The following is a 26,723-nucleotide window of genomic DNA, read 5'->3' as shown; positions in this document are numbered from 1 at the left end:
CCAAAAGTTTTGCTGGTTTTGTTGTTTTTTATATTGTAATTTTATAAATATTATTAAAACGTATAATCTATTATGAAACTTTTTTACAAATTAAGTATTACGTTTGTCTTTTTCTTCTTTGTTAATAAGCATATCCAAGCTCAGGTACTTATTGGCGATATAGCCTTTACAGGGTATAATTCCAGCCCTGCTGCTGGAAGCGATGATTTTACCTTTATAATTTTAAAACCTGGTGGTTTACCTGCTAGTTCTGTAATTAATTTCACGGATTGTGGATGGGGGGGTAACCTTGCAGCTGCCTGTAACAGTAATAATCTTTTTGCAACCAATGGTACTACAGAAACTGATATTGCCTGGACTTCCCCCGGTTCCGTGCTGGCTTATGGCACACAGGTAAGGATTTCAGGCCTTACCGCTTCAACTGGTACAGTTACGGGTACAACACTCAGCCTTTCAGGCATTGGCGACCAAATTTTAGCATTTACTGGTGCAAGAACTGCCCCAACTTTTATTGCGGGCATACAAATGAATATTGATGCTGGTGCTACAGGTAACACTTGGGACAATATAGCCGTTTCTTCAACAACAGCCTCCAACCGTCCTGCCTGCCTTACAGATGGTGTTTACTCTGTATGGCTAGGTCCAACTGAAACCGACAATGCAGCTTTTAAGTGTGGTATTACAATTTCATCAGTTCAGGCTACTGCACTTGCTCAAATAAATAATCCTGCAAATTGGGATCAGCAGGATGCAACAGCTTATGTAATTCCAAGAGGATGTTTAGTAGTTCCAGTTACACTTCTAAACTTTCAGGCAATAAATAATTTAACTAACGTTGGTATAAGATGGAAGGTAACAGGTCAGCAAAATCTGGAAAAGTATGAACTGGAGCATAGTTTTGATGGAAGCAACTTCAGATGGCTTACAACTGTAATGCCGCAAATAGGAAGCGGAGATAAAACATATAATTATACCGACTTTGAAAGTTTAAAAAGCAATGCTAAACAAATATACTATCGCCTAAAATCAATTGACTTTGATGGTAAATTCAGCTACTCAAATATCGCAACAATTAGCAATAAAAAAGGTGTGTCGATTATTGTAGATAATTTTGTAAATCCAATAAATGACAAACTAAACTTTAACCTCACCGTAAAAAATGCTGGTATGCTTACTATGCAACTTACAGATGTAAATGGTAAAATAGTATACACTAATTACCAAAAGGTAACTGCTGGCACCAGTAGCATATCGATACCAGTGAATGCTGCTTTATCCAAGGGCGTTTACTTCTTACGGATCACTACCGAAACAGAAAGTATTGTAAAAAAATTGGTTAAATAAAGAGCACTTTACAAAAAAGAGCAGGTTCTGTTAACCTGCTCTTCTTATAATAGTTTTTATTTACAAGATGTTTTTTTACTATGCAAAAAATTATCATTTTTTCTGTAATAACCAAAATGAAGAAAATATTACGCTTTCAAAATGTGTCAATTAATTATGGAAAAAATTTAATTTTACACTGAATATTTTTATATAAATAATTAAACAATTTAGTAACTAAAGAAATTAATAATAACTCATTAAAAATAATCGGTATTTATACTTGGTTGGTTTAAGTTATTTTTTATATCTTTATTTCAGGTTAAGTCACAATACCCTTAAATACCCCCTAACCGTATAGTTGTTTTTTGCATCTAAGAATAAACAATGTAAAAAAAGAATTCTCCCCCAATCTTTTCTTACGTTATTGGTAATGGCATAATATGAATAAATAAATAAAATTATGTCTCCTGCCTATTATTTTTATGCGGTAAGTAACTGAGATTTTGTTTACTAAATACTTAAAATAAAACAACAACTTAAGTTTATTTATATTATAGTTATTTCTATATTACGTTTTTAATTTACCAAGAACCAAAACCAATTGCCATGGACAAAGTCTACGCAAGCTTTATGAGAAAGCTCCTTGCTGCTTTTTTTCTTTTAACCATTTTTACCAATACTGTTAAAGCCCAAACTACTCTAGTAGCTGGCGACATCGCTTTTTCAGGCTACACTTCTAATACGGTAGCCGGAGATGAGTTTTCGTTTGTGCTGTTAAAAGCAGTTACCGCAGGAACAGTTATTAATTTTACCGATAACGGTTGGCTGAGTACCAATGTTTTTCGGACAGGGGAAACAACAGTTACCTGGACGAGCACGGGAGCAATGGCTGCTGGTACGGAAATTAAAATAAATGGCACCACTGCCACTTTAGTAGGTGGTGGCGCTGGCGGTACAGTAACAGGTACGGCACTAAGCCTGAGCACACTGGGCGATCAGGTGCTGGCTTACCAAGGCAGTGCCGCAACACCTACCTTTATCAGCGCTATCCACATGAATGTGTTTGTAAATGGTGTGGATCCCTTTGGCTTAAGCACAACAGCCTCAGCATGGGATGGTACAGCTAATTCAGTTAGCGGTAGTGCACTTCCTCCTGGTCTTACCACAGGGGTAAATGCCATCTGGATTGGTACACAAGATGTGAGTGCATCTGAATTCGATAATTCATATTTTACCGGTTGTGCATTGAATATTAGTACGGCTGCATTAGCAAGAACAGCTTTAAACAATCAGGCCAACTGGACTTCAGATGTTTCCAGCCCTCCAAGCTTTACTTTGCCAACGGGCTGTTCGTATATCGTAGCAGTACCTGCTCCTACTTTTACACTCAACCCTACTAACAGCAGTGTGTGTTTAGGATCTAGTACAAGCTTTACCGTTACTGCTACAAATGCTACAGACTACCAATGGCAAGTAGATAATGGTGGCGGCTTTGTTGATATCACTAATGATGTCATATATTCTGGTGCTACTACAACTGTTTTAACGATTACTGCAGCACCTCTGTCTTTTAATACTTATCAATACCGCTGTGTGGCCAGCAATGGTTCTGGTTCTACCAACTCAAACGCAGCCACGTTTAGTGTACTAGCTTTACCAGCAAGTCCCACGCTACTAGCTAAAACACCTGCTACGGCTACTGTTGCCGATGGTACGCCAGTGAGCGCTACCTTCACTGCTGGAAGCGGCGGTACAGGATGTTCGGATGATTACCGCTACACTACAAACGGTGGTGCAACTTATTTACCATACACACCAGGAAGCAATATCAGCACCACTGGCTTAGCTGCAAGTGGCGGTACAGTTACTATTGAAGGACGTAGGGCCAATTGCTCCTCTGGATGCCAGGGCGTTTACACAGCATTGGCTTCATGGATAGTAACCCCATTACCTGCTGGAGCTACAACACTTAATGCTGGCGATGTTGCATTCAGCAGCTATGCTTCTGCAAACGACGAGTTTTCAATTGTTTTATTGAGAAATATTGGCCCAGGAACAGCAATAAACTTTACTAACAATGGTTGGTTGAGCACCAACGTGTTCCGCACGGGTGAAGAGACGATCACTTGGACCAGTAACGTAGCTTACGGAGCTGGTACCGAAATCAAAATCAGCGGATTAACTGCTACTTTAGTTACTGGTGGTTCTGCTGGCATAGTTACCGGAACTGCATTAAGCCTAAATGGAACAGGCGACCAAATTTTAGCTTATCGTGGATCTGCAGCAGCACCTACTTTTATTACTGCTATACACATGAATGTAAATTCTACTTTGGGTGGTGATGCGGTGAGTACTACAGCTGCTGCATGGGATGGTACCGCAAATAATGTGAGTTCTAGCAGCCTACCTACAGGCTTAACTACAGGTACCAATGCTATTTGGATTGGCACACAAGATGTAGTGGCTACAGAATTTGACAATGCTCGTTATGGCAATTGTTCGAATCCTGCTACAGGTGGTTCAATAAGTGCGTTGCGTACTGCATTAAACAATCAATTAAATTGGATAAAAAATAATAATACTGTTACGCCAGGCTTTACAATACCAACGGGTTGCAATTACTTACAACAAGTAGCTGCACCTAATATTACAGGTCAACCTGCTAATACGGCCGTTTGCGAATTAAGCAACACTAGCTTTTCTGTAACAGCTACTGGTGCCACAACTTATCAATGGCAGGTAGATCCAGGAAGTGGTTTTGTAAATATCACAGATGACGCCATTTATTCTGGCGCCACAACAGCCACACTGAATATTACTGCGGCGCCATTTACTATAAACAATACACAATACCGTTGTGTTGTAGCAAATGGAACTGGCTCAACAACATCCAACGGAGCGTCTCTTACGCTTACTCCTTTAGCAGTAGCACCAACATTACTAGCAAAAACACCTGCTACGGCTACTGTTGCAGACGGTACAGCAGTAAGTGCCACATTTAATAATGGTAGTGGCGGCGCTATTTGCATTGATGATTTCCGCTACTCTACAGATGGTGGTATTACATATTTACCTTATACACCTGGTTCTAATATCAGCACCATAGGTTTGGCAGCTGGTAGCGGAACAGTATTTATAGAAGGTAGAAGAGGCGGTTGTTCTGGAATATTGGCTTGCGATGCTGCTTACAGAGTTTTGGCATCTTGGTTTGTATCGCCACTTCCTACCGCCGCTACAACACTCAATGCTGGTGATATTGCCTTCAGCAGCTATTCATCTAATACAGATGAGTTCTCCTTTGTTTTATTAAGAAATATTGGAGCAGGTACTGCTATCAATTTTACCAATAACGGCTGGCTTAGCACCAATGTATTCCGTACAGGTGAAGAAACGATAACTTGGACAGCACCTACAGGCGGAATGGCCGCAGGTACTGAAATTAAGATTGCTGGTCTTACAGCAACCAAGTCAGGTGCCGGAGCAGCAGGTACGGTAACAGGTACTGCCTTGTCGTTAAATGCAACGGGTGATCAAATATTAGCGTACCGTGGCTCGGCTGCTGCACCTACCTTTATTGCGGCCATCCACATGAATGTACTTGTAAATGGTGTAGATCCTTTTGGAATAAGTACTACTGCTGCAGCTTGGGATGGCGCTGCAAACAGTGCAAGTGCAAGTGCATTACCAACTGGCTTAACTACTGGTACCAATGCCATCTGGATAGGTACACAAGGTATAAGTGGTTCGGAATTTGATAATGCTGCATATGGTAATTGTGCTGGCTTTGGTACACTTGGCCCAATAGCAGGGCTGAGAGCTGCTTTGAATAACCAGACTAACTGGATAAAGAATAATAATGTTACACCTGGTTTTGCGATACCAACAGGTTGTAATTATCTTTCAATACTAGCCCCATCAATTAATGTTACGGGTACACCATTAGCAGCATTTACAGCTTGTGCTGGTAGTGTATCTACTGAACAAAACTTTACAGTTTCTGGTAGCGCACTTACATCAAATATTATCATTACTGCACCAGCAGGTTTTGAAATTTCCACAACAAGTGGTAGTGGCTTCGCTACTACTGTTACTTTAACACAAACTGGTGGTTCAGTACCTAACACCATTATATATGTAAGAATGGCTGCCTCAGCTACTGGTACACCATCAGGAAATATAACAATAGCTTCAAGCGGTGTAACTACAATAAATGTGGCCGTTGCAGGCACGGTAAATCCATTACCAGCTACACCTACTATTACCGCAGGAGGCCCCACAACATTCTGTGCTGGTGGCAGTGTTACATTAACTTCTTCGTCAGCATCCGGTAACCTTTGGTCAACAGGTGAAACTACACAATCTATTATTGTTACCACTTCCGGAACCTATACCGTTACGGTAACCACTGCTGGTTGTACATCTGCACCATCAGCAGGTACAACAGTTACAGTAAATCCATTACCTGCTACACCAACTATCACTGCAGGTGGACCAACTACATTCTGTACAGGTGGTAGCGTCGTATTAACTTCTTCGTCGGCTACAGGAAATTTATGGTCTACAGGAGCAACTACAGCATCTATTACAGTTACAACAGGAGGAACATATACAGTTACTGTAACCAGTGGTGGTTGTACATCTGCACCATCTGCTGGTACAACAGTTACCGTTGATGCTTTGCCGACTACATCAAATGCAGGTCCTGATATCAATGCATGTATTAACCCGGGCACAGCTAATATGGCTGCAAATAATCCCACAGTAGGTACAGGTGCATGGTCGCAAATAGGTGGCCCAGTTGCCACCAGTTTTGGAGTAAATAACCCTGTTACGATTGTAGTTGGATTAAATACAGCTGGTACCTATACTTATGTTTGGACAATCAGCAATGGTACTTGTGCTCCTTCAAGGGATACTATGACCATTACGGTTAACCCTAACCCGGCAAACTTTACATTGGTAGGCGGCGGTACTTTCTGCCCTGGTACAACTACCCTAACAGGTCCAGTTGATCCAAACTATAGTTATACATGGCAAAGAAGCCTTTCAGGCATTGCCAATCCAAATAGTTATACCAATTTTGGAGGTACAACTTCTACACAAGATGTTACCTCATCAGGTAATTATAGGTTAATTGTTACCAACCAATTTGGGTGTACAACATCCGATTCAACCCCAGTAAGCATGGCCGACTTTGTGTTCAACGGTAGCCTAGTTGCTGGCGATGCACAACAAACAGGTCGTTTAAATCGCTTTGCCGTATTGAGTACTTGTGCAGCTCCAAAAAGTTGCCCACTTACATTTACTACTGCAGGTGCTAGGTACTACGACAGTTATACTGTAACTAACCCACGAAATGTTGCTGTTTGTGCTACTATTGGTCTAAGGAGTGATTGTGGTACCAGTCTTTTCAACGTAGCTTACCTTGGCTCTTACAATCCTACACAGCTTTGTAATAACTACCTAGCAGATCCTGGTTCATCATTCCCAGGTACCGGATACATGGAGGTTACAATACCTGCCAACTCCTCAATAGTAGTGGTAGTTCACGAAGTGAATCCAGGTACAGGCTGTTCAAGCTATCAATTAACAGTAGATGTACCAAGGGAAACAGGAGTTACTGTTAGTCCAAGCACACCAATTTGTTCAGCAACACCGGTTACTTTAACTGCTCCAGTTGCTAGTTCATATTCATGGAACCCTGGTGGTAATACAACACAATCTATTACCGTTACGCCAGCAGTTACAACTAAATATTTTGTGACACTTGGATATGGTAATGTGGGCTGTAATACAATTGATTCGAGTGAAATAGTAATTAGTCCATTACCTACTGTAGCATTTGCAGGTAACGATACTGCAGTATGTGGATTAACCATCAATAATTTAGCAGCCAACACGGCTGCTGTTGGAACTGGTACATGGTCACTAGTATCAGGCCCTGGTACAGTAACCTTTGGTAATGTCAATGCATCGAATTCAAGTGCGACTGTTTCTGTAAACGGTGTATATGCATTACGCTGGACGATTGCAACTGGCGCACCTTGCCCTAACAGTACGCAAGATGATGTATTGGTGAATTTTGCAGCAACGCCATCTACCGCTGATGCAGGGCTTGATAAAACAGCTTGCGTATCGCCGGGTAATGTAAGTATGACTGCTGCCGTTCCAACGGCTGGCTCTGGTGTATGGACTCAAGTAGCGGGCCCTACAACGGCCAGTATTATTTCGCCAAATTTGCCAAATACAAATATCAACGGTCTAAATACAATAGGAACTTATACATTTAGGTGGACAGTTTCCAACACTCCTTGTGCTTCCAACTTTGATGAAGTTAATGTGGTAGTGAACGGCAACCCGACCAACTTTACCATAACAGGAGGAGGTACCTTCTGCCCATCGGGTACTACCTTAGTTGGACCAGTTAACCCTAACTATACTTATCAATGGGGTAAGAGCTATTTAGCTGCTCCTTTTGCCCCTGTTGGTACAAACCAAACATTAGCGGTAACAAGTTCGGGTAATTATCAATTGACGGTTACCAACCAGTTTGGTTGCAGCACTTCCGCTACAACTATAGTAAATGCTGCTGACTATGTATTTACCGGCAGCTTAACTGGAACTGATGCACAACAAACCGGACGTTTGAACCGCTTTGCCAACCTCAGTACATGTGTAGCACCGAAAGTATGCCCAGGCACCTTTACTACTGCAGGTTCAAGGGCTTACGACAGCTATACAATTACCAACCCTCGTCCTGTACCGGTTTGTGCTGTTATCGGTCTTAACTCATCATGCGGCACTGCGGTATTCTCAGCTGCTTACAGCAACAGTTTCGACCCTATCAATCTTTGTAATAATTATCTGGCAGATCCGGGTTCATCACCTGCTTCCAGTATTTTCTACGAAGCTACAATACCAGCCAATGGTACTATTGTAGTGGTTGTACATGAGGTAAACCCTGGTCAAGGTTGTGCAAACTACAGCCTTACTGTAGATGTGCCAAGAGATAGTACACCAATTGTGGTAAACCCTTCAAGTGTTACTTGTGCTGGTACAGCCACCTTAACGGCACCTGTAGCCAACAGCTATTCATGGACTCCGAGTGGTGCTACAACAAGAAGTATTACTACTCCACCGTTGTTTGTAAATACCCAATATAAAGTACTACTTGGATACGGCAACAATGGCTGTACACGTTTGGATTCTACTACTGTAACGGTTACAAGTTTGCCACCAACAATTAGCTGCCCAGCCAATATAACTGCCAATAATACACCAGGCATTTGTGGTAGAGCGGTTACATACTCAGAAACTTCGGGTGGTTTACCTACACCAACTATTACCTATACCTTTACTGGTGCTACAGTAGCATCAGGTGCTGGTAATGGTAGTGGCTCCGTTTTCAACGTGGGTGTTACTACAGTAACGTTAACTGCTACCAATGCTTGCGGCAGTGTGAATTGTTCATTTACTGTAACCATCGTTGATAATCAACCTCCAACTGTAACTACAGGTACAATTGGTAGTTGTTACCCAACTGTAGCGGCAGCACAAGCAGCAGCTTTAGCAGCAACAAGCGCTACAGATAACTGTCCAGGTGTTTTAACAGAAACTGCTTCAACTATTGGAACTTGCAGTGCTGTAGTAACAGTAAGAACAACGGATGCGGCTGGTAATTTCACAGACGTAACTTATAATACAAGAATAGATAATACTGCACCAATCATTAATTGTCCTGCTGCAATCACCGTTTGCGGACAAGCAAATATTCCTGCTCCAAATATCGCTTTAGTTTCAGCGACTGACAACTGCCCTGGTGCTGTAATCATAACTCACCAAGGTGATGTAGTGAATGGTTTCTCTTTAACAGCGCCTTATACAGTTACTAGAACATATAGAGCAACTGATGGTTGTGGTAATTTTGCAGATTGTACACAAACCATTACCGTTAACCCAACCGCTACCGTAAATGCAGTGGCTAACCAAGTAGTTTGTAACAACACACCTACTACAGCAATTGCATTCTCTAGCCCGACAACAGGTGGTACTATTGTTTATAATTGGACGAACAACACACCATCAATCGGCTTAGCAGCAACAGGTGCTGGTAATATTGCTTCTTTCAATGCAACTAATACTGGTACAGCGCCAGTAACGGCAACCATCACTGTTACACCAGCTTATACCAACGCAGGTATAACTTGTACAGGTACACCAATTACATTCACTATTACAGTAAATCCTACTGCTACCGTAAATGCAGTGGCTAACCAAGTAGTTTGTAATAACACAGCAACCACTGCGGTGGCATTTAGCAGCCCTACAACTGGTGGTACTATTGTTTATAACTGGACGAACAACAATACCTCAATTGGCTTAGCGGCAACAGGTACAGGCAATATCGCTTCGTTCAATGCAACCAATACTGGTACTGCACCGGTTGTAGCAACCATTACGGTTACACCATCTTACACAAATGCTGGCGTAACTTGTACAGGTACACCAAGAACATTTACGATTACTGTAAACCCTACAGCTACAGTAAATGCGGTGGCTAACCAAGTAGTATGTAACAATGCTCTAACAACAGCAATTGCATTCTCTAGCCCTACAACAGGTGGTACAATAGTGTATAACTGGACGAACAACACACCATCAATTGGCTTAGCAGCTAGTGGTACAGGTAATATTGCTTCGTTCACTGCAATTAATACAGGCACTGCACCAGTTGTAGCAACCGTTACGGTTACACCATCATACACAAATGCTGGCGTAACTTGTACAGGTACAACAAGAACATTTACAATCACTGTAAACCCTACAGCAACAGTAAATGCGGTAGCAAACCAAGTAGTTTGTAACAATGCGCCAACCACTGCAGTTACTTTTAGTAGTCCTACAACAGGTGGTACCATAGTGTATAACTGGACGAACAACACACCATCTATTGGATTAGCAGCAACAGGTAGTGGCAACATTGCATCATTCAATGCCATCAATAATGGAACAGCGCCAGTTGTAGCAACCATTACCGTAACCCCAGCTTATACCAACGGTGCAGTTACTTGTACGGGTACGCCTACAACATTCACCATTACGGTGAATCCTACGGCAACAGTTACTGCAATTGCAAACCAAGGTGTTTGTAACGGTAGTCCATCAACAGCCATTACATTTACCAGCCCAACAACTGGTGGTACAATCGTTTACAATTGGACGAACAATACCACATCAATTGGTCTTGCAGCAAGCGGTACAGGTAACATTGCTTCATTCACTGCAGTAAATACAGGTACAGCGCCAGTAGTAGCTACCATTACGGTAACACCGGTTTACACCAATGCTGGAGTAACATGTACAGGTACACCACGTACATTCACCATTACGGTAAACCCTACTGCTACAGTTAATGCTGTTGCTAACCAAACATTGTGTAACAACTTCCCTACTACAGCAGTTACATTTAGTAGCCCAACAACAGGAGGTACAATCGTATATAACTGGACGAACAACACACCGTCTATCGGTTTAGCGGCTTCAGGTAGTGGTAACATACCATCATTCGTTGCAACCAATACTGGTGCTAACCCAGTAGTAGCTACCATCACTGTTACACCAGCCTATACCAATGCAGGCGTAACATGTACGGGTACACCAATTACATACACGTATACGGTAAACCCTACTCCGGTAGTTACTTTAGCACCGTTCCAACCAATATGTAAAAATGCAGCGCCATTAACCTTAACAGGCGGTACACCCGTAACTGGTACCAATGGTGGTGTAGGTGTTTACTTTATTGATAATACGAGCACACCGCAAACAGTGTTTAACCCAGCGTTATACACACCTGGTTTACATACCATTACTTATCAATTCACCAACCAGTTTGGTTGCGTAAATAGTACAAGTAGAACCATATTGGTTTACCCAATACATACAGTTGAAATTACATTAGCACCTAACACTGGCTTGGCTCCAGGTGCATCTGCAACTATTGCAGCTACTGTTTCACCAGTTGATAATTACACGTATGTATGGAAGAAAAACAATGTAGTAGTGCCAACAGCACCTACTGCCAATAGCATTGTAGTTTTAGCAAATGATGCAGGAAATTATACGGTAGAAGTTACTGCACCTACAGGTTGTGTGGTGGTTTCATCAAGTGTGTTTACACCATCATTAGTGATACCGCAACGTTTATTCATCTTCCCTAACCCAACTAACAATGGCATATTCAATGTTAGTTACAATAATGGTGGAAGTAACCTTACTAACAGAACCTTGAATGTGTATGATAGTAGAGGTGCAAGAGTATTTACAAAATCATACAGCATTAACGTACCATTTGGTAACATGCAGGTAGATATTAGTAAATATGCAAGAGGTACTTACCACGTTATTTTAACGGGTAGCGATGGTAAACAATTAGGTAGTGCATCAGTAATTAAATTATAATAAAATAAAGCACAACTAAAAAAGCGCCTCCAAATTGGAGGCGCTTTTTTTATATCAATAAATTATAAAGTTTACTTGATGTAAAGAATAGTTTAAGTTATACGAATAAGTAAATTCAAAATTTCTACAAAATTTACCAAGTAATTTTGCAAGATGAAATTGTTACTTATAGAAGATGAGAAAGAACTAGCCTTAAGTATTCAAACTTACCTAACCCACAAACATTTTATTTGCGAATGGGTAGCCAATAAAATTGATGCTATCCAAAAAATTACAGTTTACGATTATGATTGTATTTTGCTTGACCTGATGCTCACTGATGGTAACGGTTTCGATATTTTAAAAGAAATAAAAAAACAGCATAAAACAGATGGTATCATCATTATTTCAGCAAAAGAAACATTAGAAACACGAATTGAAGGCTTCAACCTCGGTGCTGATGATTTTCTAATAAAACCATTTCACTTAGCCGAATTACTAGCAAGGGTACAAGCCCTAATAAGAAGAAAAAATTTTAAAGGAAACAATATTGTTGCTTTTAACGAAATTAATATAGATGTTTTAGCCAAAACAGTTAAAGTTAACAATATTATAATCGATATTACAAAAACAGAAATTGATTTGTTGCTTTACCTAATTGCAAATGAAAACAGGGTGCTTTCAAAAAGTGCCATTGCAGAACATTTATCAGGCGATATGGCTGACATGCTTGATAACCACGACTTTGTTTATGCTCACATAAAAAATTTAAAAAGAAAACTACATGATGCTGCTTGTGGTGACTACATCAAATCAATTTATGGATTAGGTTACAAATGGAAACATGAATAAAAAGCTATTACTTAAAACACTCAAAGCATATTTAATTTACGCTGTGCTCATATTAATAATATCAGCACCTTTGTTTTATTTTGCTATTAAACGACTGTACACTAATGAAGCAGATGATACGTTACTCCTTCACAAAAAAGAATTTTTAAAACAAATAGCCTCATTAAAATATACTGACATTCCTCAATGGAATAAGTATAACCGAAACGCCAAAATTGATAGTAACAAAAAAGTATACCATGACAGCTTATTCTTCAGTGCTTATTATGATACTTTAGATGCAGAAATTGAACCTTACAGAGAATTAAACTATCCCATAAAAATTGAAAATAAAGAGTATACTTTTTCAGAAAAAATCAATTTAATAGAAACAGAAGATCTCCTAAAAAATATAGCCATTCTGTTTTTTTCTATCATTTCAATTTTATTAATCGGCTTATTTTTTATTACAAAAAAATTATCTCTACATCTCTGGAAGCCCTTTTACAAAACATTAGAGCAGATTGAAAGTTTCGAAATTGATAAAACCAAACATCCCAATTTTTTAAAAACAGACATTGAAGAATTTAATCGTTTAAATACCAGCATACAAAAGCTTATTGAAAAAAATACCATTATTTACAACAGCCAAAAAGAATTTATTGAAAATGCTGCACATGAACTACAAACACCCTTAGCGGTATTTAAGGCAAAAGTTGATACACTTATGCAACGTACAGATGTTACCCAAGAACAGTCTGAAATTTTAAATACATTAAATGAAAATATTACACGTATTACTCGTTTAAATAAAAATCTTTTATTACTCTCTAAAATTGAAAATGACAGTTATAACGATAAACAAACCATACCAATATCAAATTACATTGAAAAAAATTTAGCATTTTTTACTGAACAAGCAAGTGCAAAATCACTAGTGATAAAGGTTACCATGCAATATAATTTCGACATTTATTCAAACCCTTCTTTAACTGAAATACTGATCAGTAACCTATTTTTAAATGCCATTAAACACAACAACATTGATGGAATTATTTTGATTGAAATTCAAAATAACAAACTAATATTTTCAAATACAGGTATATCAAATACATTAAATAAAAGCAAACTTTTTAAACGATTTTCAAAAGTAAATCCTTCAGAAAATGGTACTGGTTTAGGATTATCAATCGTTAAGAAAATAACGGATAGCAATGGCTGGTCAATTGAGTATCATTATAACCACCCACTACATTCATTTATTATTAATTTCTAAAATTCAATTTTTATACTAAATCGTACAATAGCTTTGAAAAATTAATAAAATAAAATGCTCAAAAAGTACTTTTTAGTAACGGCTTTTTTATGGAACACAGGCTACTCAGTTTGTGCTCAAACACCTGATAGTGCTGTATTTTATAAAACGCAACGAATAAATACAAAATTTATTTATGCGCCAACTATACTCATCATAATTGGTATTGCTATAAATGGTAATGGTGCAGAAGGAATTAAAAAAGAAATTGCAGAGGAACGTAATGAATACCTACCAAAGTTTGCTACACATATAGATAACTATTTACAATATACACCTATTGCCATTGCCTATGGGCTCGATGCGTTAGGTCACAAATCAAAAACCGATATCAAAAATAGAACGGTGATATTATTAAAAGCAGAAGTACTAATGACGGGTGTAGTGTTTGGTTTAAAAAAAATTACCCATCAACAAAGACCCGATAACAGTAGCTATAATTCTTTCCCATCAGGACATACAGCACAAGCATTTGCAGCAGCCACTTTTTTGAGTGAAGAATATAAGCATACTTTTAAATGGATGCCTTTTGCAGCTTATGGTGCCGCATCTACAGTTGGTTTATTAAGAATGGCCAATAATAAACACTACCTCAGTGATGTATTAGTTGGTGCTGGGTTAGGCATACTTTCCACGAAATTTGCTTACATAACCCATCAATACAAATGGATTAAAAAACAAAAACCCTTACCCCCTTTATAAAACATATATTCAATATTCAAATTTTCTTCTAATTCATTTTTCAACTTTGCAGTTTCATTTTAAAGAGTAAATAGAGAATAATGTCATTTAAAATTTTATTATCACTTAGCATTGCATTCATTTTATCAACGGTAACACATGCTCAAACTGCAACGGTAACAATATCTGGAGTTACAAAAAACAAATCAGATAAAACAGCGTTACCGTTTGTAAATATCATCTTAAAAAAAGAAAAGGATAGTGCTTTTGTTACTGGTACAGTGAGTAATGAAGAAGGTCGATTTAACATTCCTAATATTAAAACAGGTAATTATTTTCTACAAGTTTCGTACATAGGTTTTACATCAAAAAATATCCCATTGGTAGTAGGCGCTTTAAGTAGTTTTTTAAACATAGGTGTTATTGAATTAGTACAAGATGCAAAACAACTACAAGAAATCACTATCAGCACCAAGCAAGATGATGTAAGTAATAAAATGGATAAAAAAGCTTATGCTGTTGCTAATAATATTACCCAAACTGGTGGCTCCGTTTTGCAAGCATTAAAAAATTTGCCGGGTATTACTACCAGTCAAGATGGTAAGGTGGAGCTTAGAGGTAGTGATAAAGTAGCTATTCTGATTGATGGTAAACAAACAGCACTTACTGGCTTTGGCAGCCAAACTGGGTTAGATAATTTACCAGCATCAGCTATCGAAAAAATTGAAATTATAAATAACCCTTCTGCAAAATATGATGCCAATGGTAATGCAGGTATCATCAACATTATTTACAAAAAAAATAAACAACAAGGCTTTAATGGTAAATTGGGTTTTACAACCGGTGTAGGGGCGCTTTGGCAAAAAAAAGATAACCTACCTAGCATTCGAGCACAATACCAAACAACGCCCAAAATAAACCCATCTATATCTTTAAACTATCGTAAAAATAAAATAAACAGTTTTTTGCAAGCTGATTGGTTATATACTGAAACCCTTAATAAAAATGAATTTGTAACAAGAAGTTTTGATGATGGTACTATTTTAAACCAACAAACCAAACGAAATAGAAACACTCATTTTGTTACATCTAAAGCCGGTATTGATTGGAGTATGACCAGTCAAGATATGCTCACACTTTCTGGCTTATTTGGTATTGAAAAAATAATTGATCGTGGTGACCAACCCTTTTTTAATAAAGACTTTACCAATAGATTACGCTTATGGCAGTTTGTTGAAGATGAACTAAAAACTACCGCCGTAGCATCAGCCACGTACCAACATAAATTTAAACAAGCAGGTCATGTTTTAAACATTGGTTTTAATTACACTTTTCATAGAGAAGATGAGAAATATAATTTTGTTAATATCTTACCTACTTTTATTGGTTTAGATTCGTTTAAGCTATTATCTGATGAACATGTGGCAGATGTGAATGTAGATTATATAAAACCTTTAAAACATGGGCGTATTGAAGGGGGCATAAAATTTCGTTATCGTGATATACCTACTAATATGCAATTTAAACCAGGCATAAATTCACCATTAGATGTTAATGCAGGCGGTGCCGCAACTTACACTGAAATTATTCCGGCAATATATAGTAACTATGTATTTGAAAGCAAAAAAATAGAAGCTGAAATAGGCGTAAGAGTTGAATATGTTGATTTAAAATACAAGGTAAATCCTAGCCATAATACTTACAAAAGTGATGGTTACCAATACAGCCAACCTTTTCCGAATGTAAGGGTGGCTTATAAAATAAACGATCAAAACAAAATTTCGTTGTTTTATAATCGTAGGGTTGATAGACCAAACGAGGTTGACATACGCATTTTTCCAAAATATGATGATGCAGAAATTATTAAAGTAGGTAACCCTGCATTACAACCACAGTTTACTAATACTGTTGAGTTAGGGTACAAAACAAATTTAAATAAAGGATATTGCTATGCAGCATTGTACCATCGCATTACCAAAGGTACAATTACCAGAATTGCAACACAGGTTCCTCCAAGTACCTTAATTTATACTGTGTTTCAAAATGCAGGGAATAGTAGCAATACAGGGGTAGAAGCAGTTTTTCAATATGACTTTTCTAAAGTGGTTTCAATGAATACCAATGTAAACATCTATCAAAACAGCATCGATGCCTTTACCATTTTAAATAAATACCCAGTACCCTCCATTTACACGGCAAATAATGAAAAAGTTACTTCTGGCAATGTTAAACTGAATGCCATTTTTCATTTACGTAAGCAAACAGAGGTTCAAATTTCTAGCATTTACCTTGCGCCAGATATTATACCCCAAGGTAAAATTGGCACCCGATTTTCCGTTGATATGGGTTTAAAAAAACAAGTACAAAAAAGCAAGGGCGAACTGTTCTTCAATGCTAGCGATGTATTCAATACCTTAACAATTAAGAAAACATTAAACGGAAATGGTTTCAAAATAACGAGCACCGATTTTTATGAAACCCAAGTATTTAGGTTGGGTTACAGCTACAAATTTTAATTACTTTGAATAAAAAACTTACTCAAAAAACAAAAGCCTGCAATTGCTTGCAGGCTTTTAATACGTTGTAAAAGTTTATGCTATGGCAGCACCTTCTACCAATACGGTAGCTTTATTGTTTAATACCTCTACAAAACCACTTTTTATGTTATAGGTTTCGGTATTGTTTTTATCTTTCAAAATTTTTAGCTTACCGCTCTTTAAAGCACTTACTAAAGGAGCATGCTTATCTAACAACTCAAACAAACCATTAATGCCTGGTAGTTGTACGCCGTAAACGTCGCCACTAAAAATCATTTTTTCTGGTGTTAAAATCTCCAAAGTCATAATAACGAATATTAAAGTTGTTATTGGCCAAACTGCGGTAACACATATGCAGTATGGCTAAAAAAATAGTACTGAGTGGAATTCTATACACACTCAGTACTACCTATATACAGCTTATGCTTGTGCAGCAGCCATTAATTTTTTACCTTTTTCAATAGCATCTTCTAAAGTACCTACTAAGTTAAATGCTGCTTCTGGGTACTCATCAACCTCACCATCCATAATGGCGTTGAAACCACGTATTGTATCTTCGATTGGCACTAATACACCTTTTAAACCAGTGAACTGTTCTGCCACAAAGAAAGGTTGTGATAAGAAACGTTGTACTTTACGAGCACGACTTACTACTAATTTATCATCATCACTCAATTCATCTAAACCAAGGATGGCAATAATATCTTGTAACTCTTTATAACGTTGTAAAATTAATTTAACCCTGTTTGCTGTGTTATAATGTTCATCACCAACAATTGCAGGTGTTAATATTCTTGATGTACTATCTAATGGGTCAACCGCTGGGTAAATACCTAAATCGGCAATTTTACGACTTAATACCGTTGTAGCATCTAAGTGAGCGAAAGTAGTTGCAGGAGCCGGATCCGTTAAATCATCGGCAGGTACATATACCGCTTGTACAGAGGTAATTGAACCATTTTTAGTTGATGTAATACGCTCTTGCATTAAACCCATTTCAGTAGCCAATGTAGGTTGGTAACCCACCGCTGATGGCATACGACCTAGCAATGCTGATACTTCAGAACCTGCTTGGGTAAAACGGAAAATGTTATCTACGAAGAATAAGATATCCTTACCTTGGCCATCACCATCTCCATCACGGAAATATTCAGCCATTGTTAAACCACTCAATGCCACACGTGCACGTGCACCCGGTGGTTCGTTCATTTGTCCGAACACAAATGTAGCTTTCGATTCTTTTAAACCTTCTACATCAACGGCACTTAAATCCCAACCACCTTCTTCCATGCTATGCTTAAACTTATCGCCATAGTTCATAATGCCAGCTTCAATCATCTCTCTCATTAAATCGTTACCCTCACGAGTACGTTCACCCACACCAGCAAATACAGATATACCGCTATAAGCTTTCGCAATATTGTTAATTAATTCTTGAATTAATACCGTTTTACCTACACCGGCACCACCAAACAAACCAATTTTACCACCTTTTGCATATGGCTCAATTAAGTCGATTACTTTAATACCTGTAAATAATATTTCGTTTGCTGTAGATAAGTCTTCAAATTTTGGAGGCTTCGCATGAATAGGGCGACCATTTGCTTTACTTACTTGTGGCAAACCATCAATAGCATCGCCAGTTACATTAAACAAACGACCTTTAATAGCATCGCCAGTTGGCATTGTAATTGGCTTACCAGTATCGGTAACTGCCATGCCACGTACCAACCCTTCAGTACCATCCATTGCAATGGTACGTACACTATCTTCACCTAAGTGTTGTTGTACTTCAAGCACTAACTTATCGCCATTTTCACGAGTAAGTTCTAATGCATTTAATATTTCAGGAAGTTTGGTATCATTACCAAATTGCACGTCAACAACGGCACCGATAATTGATTTTATTTTACCCGTATTTGCCATATTTACTATTTAAAATATATGAGGTATATAATTTTGCCGCAAAGGTAATACTTGAGTGCTGTAATTAAAAATTGAGAGCACTATTTTTTGCTAAATTGAGAGAATTAATTTGATAAAAGCCTTATTTAGGCGTAGTTTTTGCACAGATAGCAACAAATTATTATGCATTTTATTCATTTTTTTAATGTTTATTCAAAACAATCAATAAACATTTTCTCCCTTACATTTAACGTATGAAAAATATTTTTTTACTTGTAGCTGTCGTTTTTTTGTGCAGTGCCTGCCAACAGAATAAATTATACCGTCAAAATAAATCGGCATTGCAAGCGGCACAAACCATAAAAACCTACAAAGCAATTGGTGATTTAAACGATGCTTATTTCGATATTAAACAAAACAACTATTTTGAATTTTACATGCAATTGTTTGATAGTGTAAAAAATACCTATTACCCCGGCACCTACAGCCAAAATGGCGATACTTTGCTTTTGCAATTTTTTAATAAAAAAGGAGCAACGTTTTTAGGTACAAAAGCATTAATTAACAGTAGTAAAAACGAAATTATTTTCTTTGATAAAAAAGTAAGTCTATCAAAAAAAACAGCCTTTAATTAGTAGCCTGCTTTTGCTTATTGGCTATATATACGCCCGATAATATGATGGCTAAGCAAACCAATTGTTTCCAACCTATTGTTTCGCCGTACCATATACCCCACATTACTGCAACAACAGGAATGGCATAGGTAACCATTGATGAAAATACCATACCAGCTCTTTTAATAAGCATATAAAAAAGTATTGATGCTACCGCAGTACCAACAATACCCAATATAAATGTAAAACCAGTTGATATTAACAGCGGTTTACTTACAATATCTAATGCAAAGTAATCCGTAAAGTATAGAACAATGGCTGCTGGTATGGCACATAATGATAATGCAATAGAGGCAATTTGTATGGATGGTATATCTTTCAAATACTTACCTACCATATTTACATTTACGCCATACATTACCGTAGCTGCTACTACAAATAGTACATACAATATATTACTATTTTGATGGAATGATGGCTGTGCTAAAAAAAGTAATACGCTACCAGTTAACGATACAGCTATACCTATAATTTTATTTACGGCCGTTTGTGTAGCAAAAAATAAGGCACCTGTTACAATTACAAATACTGGTGTTAACGCATTTAAAGTACCTGCCAAAGCACTATCAATATGTTCTTCTGCCAAACAAAATAAATAGGCTGGTAACAAACTCCCCAGAACACCCGATAAAAAAATGAGTCCTAATTTTTTGGATGGTATATTTCGAATATGCTTAATGGCAATGGGTAAAAGTACCAAGCCCGATGAAATAATGCGAATTGAAGCTACTTGATATGCGGTTAAATGCATTAACCCTTCTTTCATTAACACAAAACTACTACCCCAAATAAATGATAAAAGTATAAACAGCAACCAGTTGTACAATCGATTATTCAAAGTAAAAATTTTGGCAAAGGTGCAGTTTAATTACTTACTACTCAAGTTATCAATATAAATTTTGTTATTTTGTAATATATCGCTTAACAAAACTAAAACTAACATTATGAGTATGATTAAAGAATTTAAAGCATTTGCTTTAAAAGGTAACATTATTGATTTAGCAGTGGCTGTTATAATTGGTGCTGCATTTGGTGCCATTATTTCATCGTTGGTAGATGATGTTATTACACCTTTACTGCTGAACCCTGCTATGAAGGTAGCTGGTGTAAGTAAAGTAGAAGAACTATCGTGGGGAGCTGTAAAATATGGTAAATTTTTAGCTGCCGTTATTAAATTTATTATGGTAGCCTTTGTTTTATTTTTATTAATAAAAGCTGCTAATAAATTAAACAAAAAGGAAGAAGAACCTGCTGCACCAGCTGCACCATCATCAACAGATGTATTGTTAGCTGAAATTAGAGATGAATTAAGAAAGAAATAAGCTTTTGTTAAAATAACCAAATATGTAAAATAAGCCATTTGAAAAATGGCTTATTTTGTATTATATGAAAAAATTAATTTGTTGTTTCTTTATTACAGCATATTCATATTGTTTTGCACAAGACAATACCGTTAAATTTTTAAAAGCAGAAACAGAAAAGTTTTTTGCTAAAGAAAGCCTAGATACATCATCTAAAAACTGGCGCAAAGGTGGTCAATTTAATTTCAATGTAAACCAAGGCACACTTAGTAATTGGAGTGCTGGTGGCGATAAATTCTCATTTTCACTCAATGCTTTTTTAAATACCTATGCTTTTTATAAAAAGGGCAAACATTCGTGGGATAATAACCTCGACCTTGCCTATGGCATCATCAACACTACTAGCTTGGGTAATCGTAAAGCTAGTGATAGAATTGACCTTACGTCTAAATATGGTTTCTCCTTCACAAAAAATATGAGTTTAGCTCTTTTATCAAACTCAAGAACCCAATTTGCAAAAGGTTACGCTTATTTAAAAAATAGTACCGGAGGCGATTCTGCATCGGTAACATCAAAAACATTTGCACCAGCATATGTACTGTTATCATTAGGGGTTGATTATAAACCTGTGCAAGCATTATCTATATTTTTATCGCCACTTACCCAACGGTATGTTATTGTTACTGATAAACGATTAGGAAAATTTTATGGCCTTGATAGTGGAAGCAGGTTTAAAAATGAAGCAGGTGCTTTTTTTTCAGCAAATTTTTTTAAGAAATTAAACGCCAACATTACGGTAAAAAGTAAGCTAGATTTATTTTCTAACTACAAAAATAACCCTCAAAATATTGACGTGTTTTTTTCAAACGTATTTACCGCCAAAGTATCAAAATTTATAAACGTATCTGTTAACCTCGATATTATTTATGATGATGATACTCAAAACGTTAACCCCGAAAAAGGGCCAGCACCACAAATACTTCAACTAATGGGTATTGGTTTTGCCTATAAATTTAAAGGCTAAATTACTGATACATAACAGCACATCTTTACAAAAAACCTTATTTTTACCTCCCTTCAATAAACATTGAAGGGATTTTTTTACATGATCAACCATTTATTTTGTGAGCAATAACAACGAATCATATCAAATTAAATTAGAACAGTTTGAAGGCCCATTTGACCTTTTATTGTTTTTTATTGAAAGAGATGAACTGGATATTTACAACATACCTATCACAAAAATTACCAACGACTTTCTAGATCACATTCACCTCAGTGGCAAACTAAATATTGAATTGAGCAGTGAATTTATATTGTTTATAAGCACCCTCATGCGTATTAAAGCTAAAATGCTTTTGCCACGTAAAGAATTAGATGCTGCAGGTAATGAAATTGACCCTCGACAAGAATTAATTGATAAGATTTTAGAATACAAGAAATTTAAAGAAGCCTCCGCAAAATTAGCTGAAATGGAAGCTGAACGTTTGTTGATGATTAAACGTGGAAACCTTCAAAAAGAACTAGCCATAATTGGTGAAGAAGCTGGAGAAGGTACCGAAATACAAACCGTTACGCTTTTTAAATTGATGAAAGCTTTTGAAAGAGTAGCCCAACGTTTACATGAACGCAACCATAAACCTGTGCATACCGTTGTACAATACAATTATACAATGGAAGGTGTGAGAGAAAACCTACTCACCATCAGTAAAAAACAAAAAACATTGGCTTTTGAAAAAATATTTGATGGCTGCGAAAACCGCATACATGCTATTTTTATTTTCCTCAACATGCTTGAGTTAGTACAACAAAAGTTTTTGCAAATTTTAGTTGGTGAGGGCCGTAACAACTTCATTATAGAGTTTAATGAAGAACGTGAGGAAGACCAAAGCACAGCACTCACGGCCGACGATTTTAGTCACCTCAATTAATTTTGCCAAAATAACAGTTACTCAACCTTGGTATTTAATTTGATGTTTAAACATTAAATTTAAAGCAATGAAAACAACCATTACAAGAGCCAATGAAAGAGGCGTTGCCAATTATGGCTGGCTAAAACCAGCACATTATTTTAGTTTTGGAGGATGGCATGAACCTACAAAAGTTCATTTTGGTGCATTAAGGGTACTTAATGATGATTGGATAGCTGGTGGAGGCGCCTTCCCTACACACCCACATGATAATATGGAAATTGTAACCATACCTTTTACGGGTGCGTTACAACATAAAGATAGTACTGGTGGCGCTGGCATTATTAAAGCAGGTGATATTCAAATTATGAGCGCAGGTAGTGGTGTACAACACTCCGAAGCCAACGCCTCACCAACAGAACCTGTTACCTTATTTCAAGTATGGGTTTTCCCAAAAGAAAAAAACATTACACCTCGGTATGATCAACGAACATTTGATATAAATGACCGTAACGAAAAATGGCAAACAGTAGTATCACCGCTTGATGCAGATGCTGCTTTATGGATAAACCAAGATGCTGCTTTTTCTTTAACCAACCGTGCAGCACAACAAACCATAACATACCAACATAAATTCAACAACAGTGGTGTTTACCTTGTGGTGATAGATGGTGTGGTAGAAGTAGAAGGCAATAAACTTAACAAAAGAGATGCTATTGGCATTGCCGAAGTTGATCAATTTGATATTACCATACATGAAAATGCTTCGTTACTTGCTATTGAAGTACCTATGCAGTTTTAATGAATTAATAATAAATCCATAGTAATATGGGTTTATTATTTTCATCAATACACTTTTTGAGTTGTTGTAAAAAAGCTGGACTCACCGTTGGGCAACCCCAACTGGTACAAATTGGTTGCGGATAGGTAGGTTCATTAGGCACAAGTGGATGAGCATGTAATACCACGGCTCTTTTAAAAGCATTACTATTACTAGCATCTAAGCCATGTAATTTATAGGCTAACCCAAATTTACCGTAATACTGCTCTCCTATTTTATATTTACCAATGGAAGTCGCATTACTCCCCACAATGTTTGAAAACTTTAAATCGCTTGTACTTGTTAATGAACCGCTGCCATGGGTTACTAAGGCTTCGTACACTAAACTATCTTGTTGCAAATTGTAAACAAAAAAGCGGTTTTTACCACTAGGTACCGTCATGTCAATTAAAAAACAATACTGGGTATTGAAGTTATTTTTTTGCACAAACTGTTTTGCTAGCACCACCTTTGTTTTTAAACGTTCATACACATAGGTGTTACTCAATGTTTCTTTAACGGGTGATTTTGCTACAACAGCTTTTTGTGGCTTTTTTGAAATGAAATTTGTTTTATTAATAACACCATAGCACAAACCAATAGTAGCAGCTATCATCAATAAAAATAATTTCATAGCAGTAATTTGTTATGAGATGTAAACAAAATTACTTACCATAAAATGAGTAAAACTTTTTCACAAGTATTATTTAACCTCTTGCATTTCAACCAGTTTTTTATAAAAACCATTTTGTTCAATTAGTCCTGCATGGGTACCTCTCTCAACAATTTCACCTTTACGCAACACTATAATTTCGTTTGCATGGCGAATGGTACTTAAGCGATGGGCAATAACTACCGAGGTACGATTTTCCATTAAGTTATTAATGGCATCTTGTACGAGGCGTTCACTTTCAGTATCAAGTGAAGATGTTGCTTCATCTAAAATTAAAATAGGCGGATTTTTTAACACTGCCCTTGCAATGGTTAAGCGTTGGCGTTCACCACCACTCAACTTCATGCCCCTATCGCCAATGTTGGTGGCGTAGCCTAATTCTTTCTTTTCAATAAAACTATGAGCGTTGGCTATTTTGGCGGCATTGATAATATCTGCTTCTGTAGCATTATCCATACCTAAAGCAATGTTATTTGCAATGGTATCATTAAATAAAATAGGCTCTTGGGTTACAATGCTCATTAAACTTCTTAATGAAAACAATGAATAATCTTTTATTGAAACCCCATCTACCAAAATATCGCCATGGGTAGCATCATGAAAACGAGGAATTAAATCGGCCAAGGTTGATTTACCAGCACCACTGCTACCCACTAATGCAATGGTTTTACCTTTTTCAACTTTAAAACTTATGTTTTGTAAAATAGCCACATCATCGTAATAAAAACTTACATTTTTAAACTCAATACTATCATTGAACGAAGTGATTTGTTTTCCGTTGGGGTTATCATCTACTGTAACTGGGGCGTTCAACACTTCTTCAATACGAGCAATAGCAGCTGTACCTCTTTGTAAATTACTAAACGCACCAGATATACTTTTGGCTGGGTCAATAATGTTGTAAAACAAGGCCATATAGGCTAAAAACAAAGCGCCGTTTAACGGCAAACCGGGCTCATGACTTAACACTTTGCTGCCACCGTACCATAAAATTGCGGTAAACATCATTACCCCAAGCATTTCACTCATGGGCGATGCAAAACTTTGTCTGTACCCAATTTTATTGGTAATACGCATTAAATTCATGCTATTATCAAAAAACTTTTTACGGGTTTTGGCTTCTACGTTAAAGGCTTTGATGACTCTTAAACCTCCCAACGTTTCATCGAGTATAGAAATTGATTCACCACTTTTTTGTGCAACTTCACCAGATGGTTTTTTGAGGGATCTTCCTAATCGTCCGATAAAAAAGCCCATTACCGGAATAAAAAATAAAATTACAATGGTAAGCTGAACACTAATGGATAATAATACTGCCAATGTAATGATGATTTGTAAAGGATCTTTCACCCAGCCTTCTAACGCACCTATTACAGAACCTTCTACTTGATTAATGTCGTTGGTCATACGGCTCATTAAATCGCCTTTACGTTGTTCCGTAAAATAACCAATGGGCAAGCTCAATACCTTATTAAAAATATCAATACGAAACCTAGTAATCACTTTGTTTTTTGCAGGCATTAATGAACGTGATGCCAAATACAAAAAAATATTTTTTAGTACAATACTGCCAATAATAAGCATACAAATTATAGAAAGGGCATATAAATTATCACCAGCAGCAACTAATGCGGCAACTTTTTGCTTTACCCATTCAAAGGGTGAAAAACCAACAGCTTTTGCTGTACTTACGGTTGTTGCAGCATCATTTACCTTAAATAACACTTGCAAAAAAGGAAACAACATACCCAATGATATGATGCTAAAAACGATGGATAAAAGGGTACAAATGATGTACGATGTAATAGCCAGTTTATAATCTTTCAAATAAACAAAAACCCTTGAATATTTTTTCATTCGTATAAATAAAGTTCATTAACCAGCAAAGTAACTAATTTTACAGTGATTTAAAGCACACATTATGTTAGAAGGTAAAAGACAAAAACAAGTAGCGGCCGTATTAGAAAAAGAGTTAAACGATATTTTTCAGCGTATGGGGCTTTCAATGATAAATGGTGGAATGGTTTCAATTGCATCTGTAAAAATTACACCCGATTTATTTGATGCAAGGATATACTTAAGTTTTTTTAAAATAACCGACCCTGTTGGCACCTTAAATTTTATACAAGAAAAAAATTGGGAAATAAAAAAAGAGCTCACAGCAAGGGTACGCCACCAGCTGAGAAGCATGCCACAACTTACTTATTATATAGATGATACTTTAGAGTACGTTGATAAAATTGAACAGCTTTTTAAAGATATTAAAAAGCAAGATGAACAAAAAGATGGAACGGCTTAATACTAAGTACC

Annotated in this window: 17 protein-coding genes; 12 read left to right on the top strand and 5 right to left on the bottom strand. The window is 37.0% G+C overall.

The window, feature by feature from the left end:
* The first annotated feature begins 72 nt into the window (after positions 1–72).
* The 6 genes from ACFOWM_RS11000 (at position 73) to ACFOWM_RS10975 (ending at position 17,109) form a co-directional block, all read left to right on the top strand.
* Positions 73–1,344, top strand: a complete 1,272-nt coding sequence (locus ACFOWM_RS11000; RefSeq protein WP_379709925.1) for a T9SS type A sorting domain-containing protein — start codon at positions 73–75, stop codon at positions 1,342–1,344.
* A 612-nt stretch (positions 1,345–1,956) separates the two neighbouring features.
* Entirely contained in the window at positions 1,957–11,787 is a 9,831-nt protein-coding gene (locus tag ACFOWM_RS10995) for a T9SS type A sorting domain-containing protein (protein WP_379709922.1), read from the top strand.
* 153 nt (positions 11,788–11,940) lie between these two features.
* Positions 11,941–12,618 carry a response regulator transcription factor gene (locus ACFOWM_RS10990; protein WP_379709920.1) on the top strand — a complete coding sequence of 226 codons (678 nt, stop codon included), beginning with the start codon at positions 11,941–11,943 and terminating at the stop codon, positions 12,616–12,618.
* Entirely contained in the window at positions 12,611–13,873 is a 1,263-nt protein-coding gene (locus ACFOWM_RS10985) for a sensor histidine kinase (RefSeq protein ID WP_379709918.1), read from the top strand. Before ACFOWM_RS10990 ends, ACFOWM_RS10985 begins: the two co-directional genes overlap by 8 nt.
* 54 nt (positions 13,874–13,927) lie before the next feature.
* Positions 13,928–14,614, top strand: coding sequence for a phosphatase PAP2 family protein (locus tag ACFOWM_RS10980; RefSeq protein ID WP_379709915.1), 687 nt, complete (start codon positions 13,928–13,930; stop codon positions 14,612–14,614).
* An 80-nt stretch (positions 14,615–14,694) separates the two neighbouring features.
* Positions 14,695–17,109, top strand: a complete 2,415-nt coding sequence (locus tag ACFOWM_RS10975) for a TonB-dependent receptor domain-containing protein (protein WP_379709912.1) — start codon at positions 14,695–14,697, stop codon at positions 17,107–17,109.
* Between the two features lie 75 nt (positions 17,110–17,184).
* Here the strand turns inward: ACFOWM_RS10975 and atpC are convergent, their stop codons facing one another.
* Both atpC and atpD read right to left on the bottom strand, forming a co-directional pair.
* A complete protein-coding gene (atpC, locus tag ACFOWM_RS10970; protein WP_379709910.1) occupies positions 17,185–17,436 on the bottom strand; it encodes an ATP synthase F1 subunit epsilon in 252 nt (83 codons plus the stop codon).
* A gap of 114 nt (positions 17,437–17,550) precedes the next feature.
* Complete coding sequence (gene atpD / locus ACFOWM_RS10965; RefSeq protein ID WP_379709907.1) at positions 17,551–19,056, bottom strand: F0F1 ATP synthase subunit beta; 1,506 nt, start codon at positions 19,054–19,056, stop codon at positions 17,551–17,553.
* 233 nt (positions 19,057–19,289) lie between these two features.
* Here atpD and ACFOWM_RS10960 point away from each other — a divergent pair, with 233 nt between their 5' ends.
* On the top strand, positions 19,290–19,670 hold the full coding sequence (locus tag ACFOWM_RS10960) for a hypothetical protein (RefSeq protein ID WP_379709905.1): 381 nt from the start codon (positions 19,290–19,292) through the stop codon (positions 19,668–19,670).
* Here ACFOWM_RS10960 and ACFOWM_RS10955 read toward each other — a convergent pair.
* On the bottom strand, positions 19,663–20,547 hold the full coding sequence (locus ACFOWM_RS10955) for a DMT family transporter (protein WP_379709903.1): 885 nt from the start codon (positions 20,545–20,547) through the stop codon (positions 19,663–19,665). The two genes, ACFOWM_RS10960 and ACFOWM_RS10955, sit on opposite strands and share 8 nt — an antisense overlap.
* Before the next feature lie 106 nt (positions 20,548–20,653).
* On the opposite strand from ACFOWM_RS10955, the gene mscL reads away from it, so the two are divergent.
* The 4 genes from mscL to ACFOWM_RS10935 all read left to right on the top strand — a co-directional run bounded on the left by mscL (position 20,654) and on the right by ACFOWM_RS10935 (position 23,722).
* On the top strand, positions 20,654–21,031 hold the full coding sequence (mscL, locus tag ACFOWM_RS10950; RefSeq protein WP_379709900.1) for a large conductance mechanosensitive channel protein MscL: 378 nt from the start codon (positions 20,654–20,656) through the stop codon (positions 21,029–21,031).
* Between the two features lie 64 nt (positions 21,032–21,095).
* Positions 21,096–22,034 carry a DUF3078 domain-containing protein gene (locus tag ACFOWM_RS10945; RefSeq protein WP_379709898.1) on the top strand — a complete coding sequence of 313 codons (939 nt, stop codon included), beginning with the start codon at positions 21,096–21,098 and terminating at the stop codon, positions 22,032–22,034.
* A 100-nt stretch (positions 22,035–22,134) separates the two neighbouring features.
* A complete protein-coding gene (locus ACFOWM_RS10940) occupies positions 22,135–22,941 on the top strand; it encodes a segregation and condensation protein A (protein ID WP_379709896.1) in 807 nt (268 codons plus the stop codon).
* Positions 22,942–23,008: 67 nt separating this feature from the next.
* Positions 23,009–23,722, top strand: a complete 714-nt coding sequence (locus tag ACFOWM_RS10935) for a pirin family protein (RefSeq protein WP_379709894.1) — start codon at positions 23,009–23,011, stop codon at positions 23,720–23,722.
* A 4-nt stretch (positions 23,723–23,726) separates the two neighbouring features.
* Here the strand turns inward: ACFOWM_RS10935 and ACFOWM_RS10930 are convergent, their stop codons facing one another.
* Complete coding sequence (locus tag ACFOWM_RS10930) at positions 23,727–24,374, bottom strand: murein L,D-transpeptidase catalytic domain-containing protein (RefSeq protein ID WP_379709892.1); 648 nt, start codon at positions 24,372–24,374, stop codon at positions 23,727–23,729.
* A gap of 69 nt (positions 24,375–24,443) precedes the next feature.
* Positions 24,444–26,270, bottom strand: a complete 1,827-nt coding sequence (locus tag ACFOWM_RS10925; RefSeq protein WP_379709890.1) for an ABC transporter ATP-binding protein — start codon at positions 26,268–26,270, stop codon at positions 24,444–24,446.
* Between the two features lie 64 nt (positions 26,271–26,334).
* On the opposite strand from ACFOWM_RS10925, the gene ACFOWM_RS10920 reads away from it, so the two are divergent.
* Positions 26,335–26,712: a ribosome-binding factor A gene (locus ACFOWM_RS10920; RefSeq protein ID WP_379709887.1), complete on the top strand. Its 378-nt coding sequence runs from the start codon at positions 26,335–26,337 to the stop codon at positions 26,710–26,712.
* Positions 26,713–26,723 lie beyond the last annotated feature (11 nt).

This window comes from Ferruginibacter yonginensis, assembly GCF_042651465.1.
Taxonomy (GTDB): Bacteria; Bacteroidota; Bacteroidia; order Chitinophagales; family Chitinophagaceae; genus Ferruginibacter; species Ferruginibacter yonginensis.
Note: the sequence above shows the minus strand (reverse complement) of the source record. Positions and strands in the feature narration are given on the sequence as shown.

What these genes read in the sequence shown, in the direction of transcription:
- ACFOWM_RS10975 (WP_379709912.1), top strand. Translation starts at nt 14,695, where the DNA reads ATGTCATTTAAAATTTTATTATCACTTAGCATTGCATTCATTTTATCA.
- ACFOWM_RS10990 (WP_379709920.1), top strand. Translation starts at nt 11,941, where the DNA reads ATGAAATTGTTACTTATAGAAGATGAGAAAGAACTAGCCTTAAGTATT.
- ACFOWM_RS10920 (WP_379709887.1), top strand. Translation starts at nt 26,335, where the DNA reads ATGTTAGAAGGTAAAAGACAAAAACAAGTAGCGGCCGTATTAGAAAAA.
- ACFOWM_RS10960 (WP_379709905.1), top strand. Translation starts at nt 19,290, where the DNA reads ATGAAAAATATTTTTTTACTTGTAGCTGTCGTTTTTTTGTGCAGTGCC.
- ACFOWM_RS10925 (WP_379709890.1), bottom strand. Translation starts at nt 26,270, where the DNA reads ATGAAAAAATATTCAAGGGTTTTTGTTTATTTGAAAGATTATAAACTG.
- ACFOWM_RS10985 (WP_379709918.1), top strand. Translation starts at nt 12,611, where the DNA reads ATGAATAAAAAGCTATTACTTAAAACACTCAAAGCATATTTAATTTAC.
- ACFOWM_RS11000 (WP_379709925.1), top strand. Translation starts at nt 73, where the DNA reads ATGAAACTTTTTTACAAATTAAGTATTACGTTTGTCTTTTTCTTCTTT.
- ACFOWM_RS10980 (WP_379709915.1), top strand. Translation starts at nt 13,928, where the DNA reads ATGCTCAAAAAGTACTTTTTAGTAACGGCTTTTTTATGGAACACAGGC.
- ACFOWM_RS10995 (WP_379709922.1), top strand. Translation starts at nt 1,957, where the DNA reads ATGAGAAAGCTCCTTGCTGCTTTTTTTCTTTTAACCATTTTTACCAAT.
- atpD (WP_379709907.1), bottom strand. Translation starts at nt 19,056, where the DNA reads ATGGCAAATACGGGTAAAATAAAATCAATTATCGGTGCCGTTGTTGAC.
- ACFOWM_RS10945 (WP_379709898.1), top strand. Translation starts at nt 21,096, where the DNA reads ATGAAAAAATTAATTTGTTGTTTCTTTATTACAGCATATTCATATTGT.
- atpC (WP_379709910.1), bottom strand. Translation starts at nt 17,436, where the DNA reads ATGACTTTGGAGATTTTAACACCAGAAAAAATGATTTTTAGTGGCGAC.
- mscL (WP_379709900.1), top strand. Translation starts at nt 20,654, where the DNA reads ATGAGTATGATTAAAGAATTTAAAGCATTTGCTTTAAAAGGTAACATT.
- ACFOWM_RS10935 (WP_379709894.1), top strand. Translation starts at nt 23,009, where the DNA reads ATGAAAACAACCATTACAAGAGCCAATGAAAGAGGCGTTGCCAATTAT.
- ACFOWM_RS10930 (WP_379709892.1), bottom strand. Translation starts at nt 24,374, where the DNA reads ATGAAATTATTTTTATTGATGATAGCTGCTACTATTGGTTTGTGCTAT.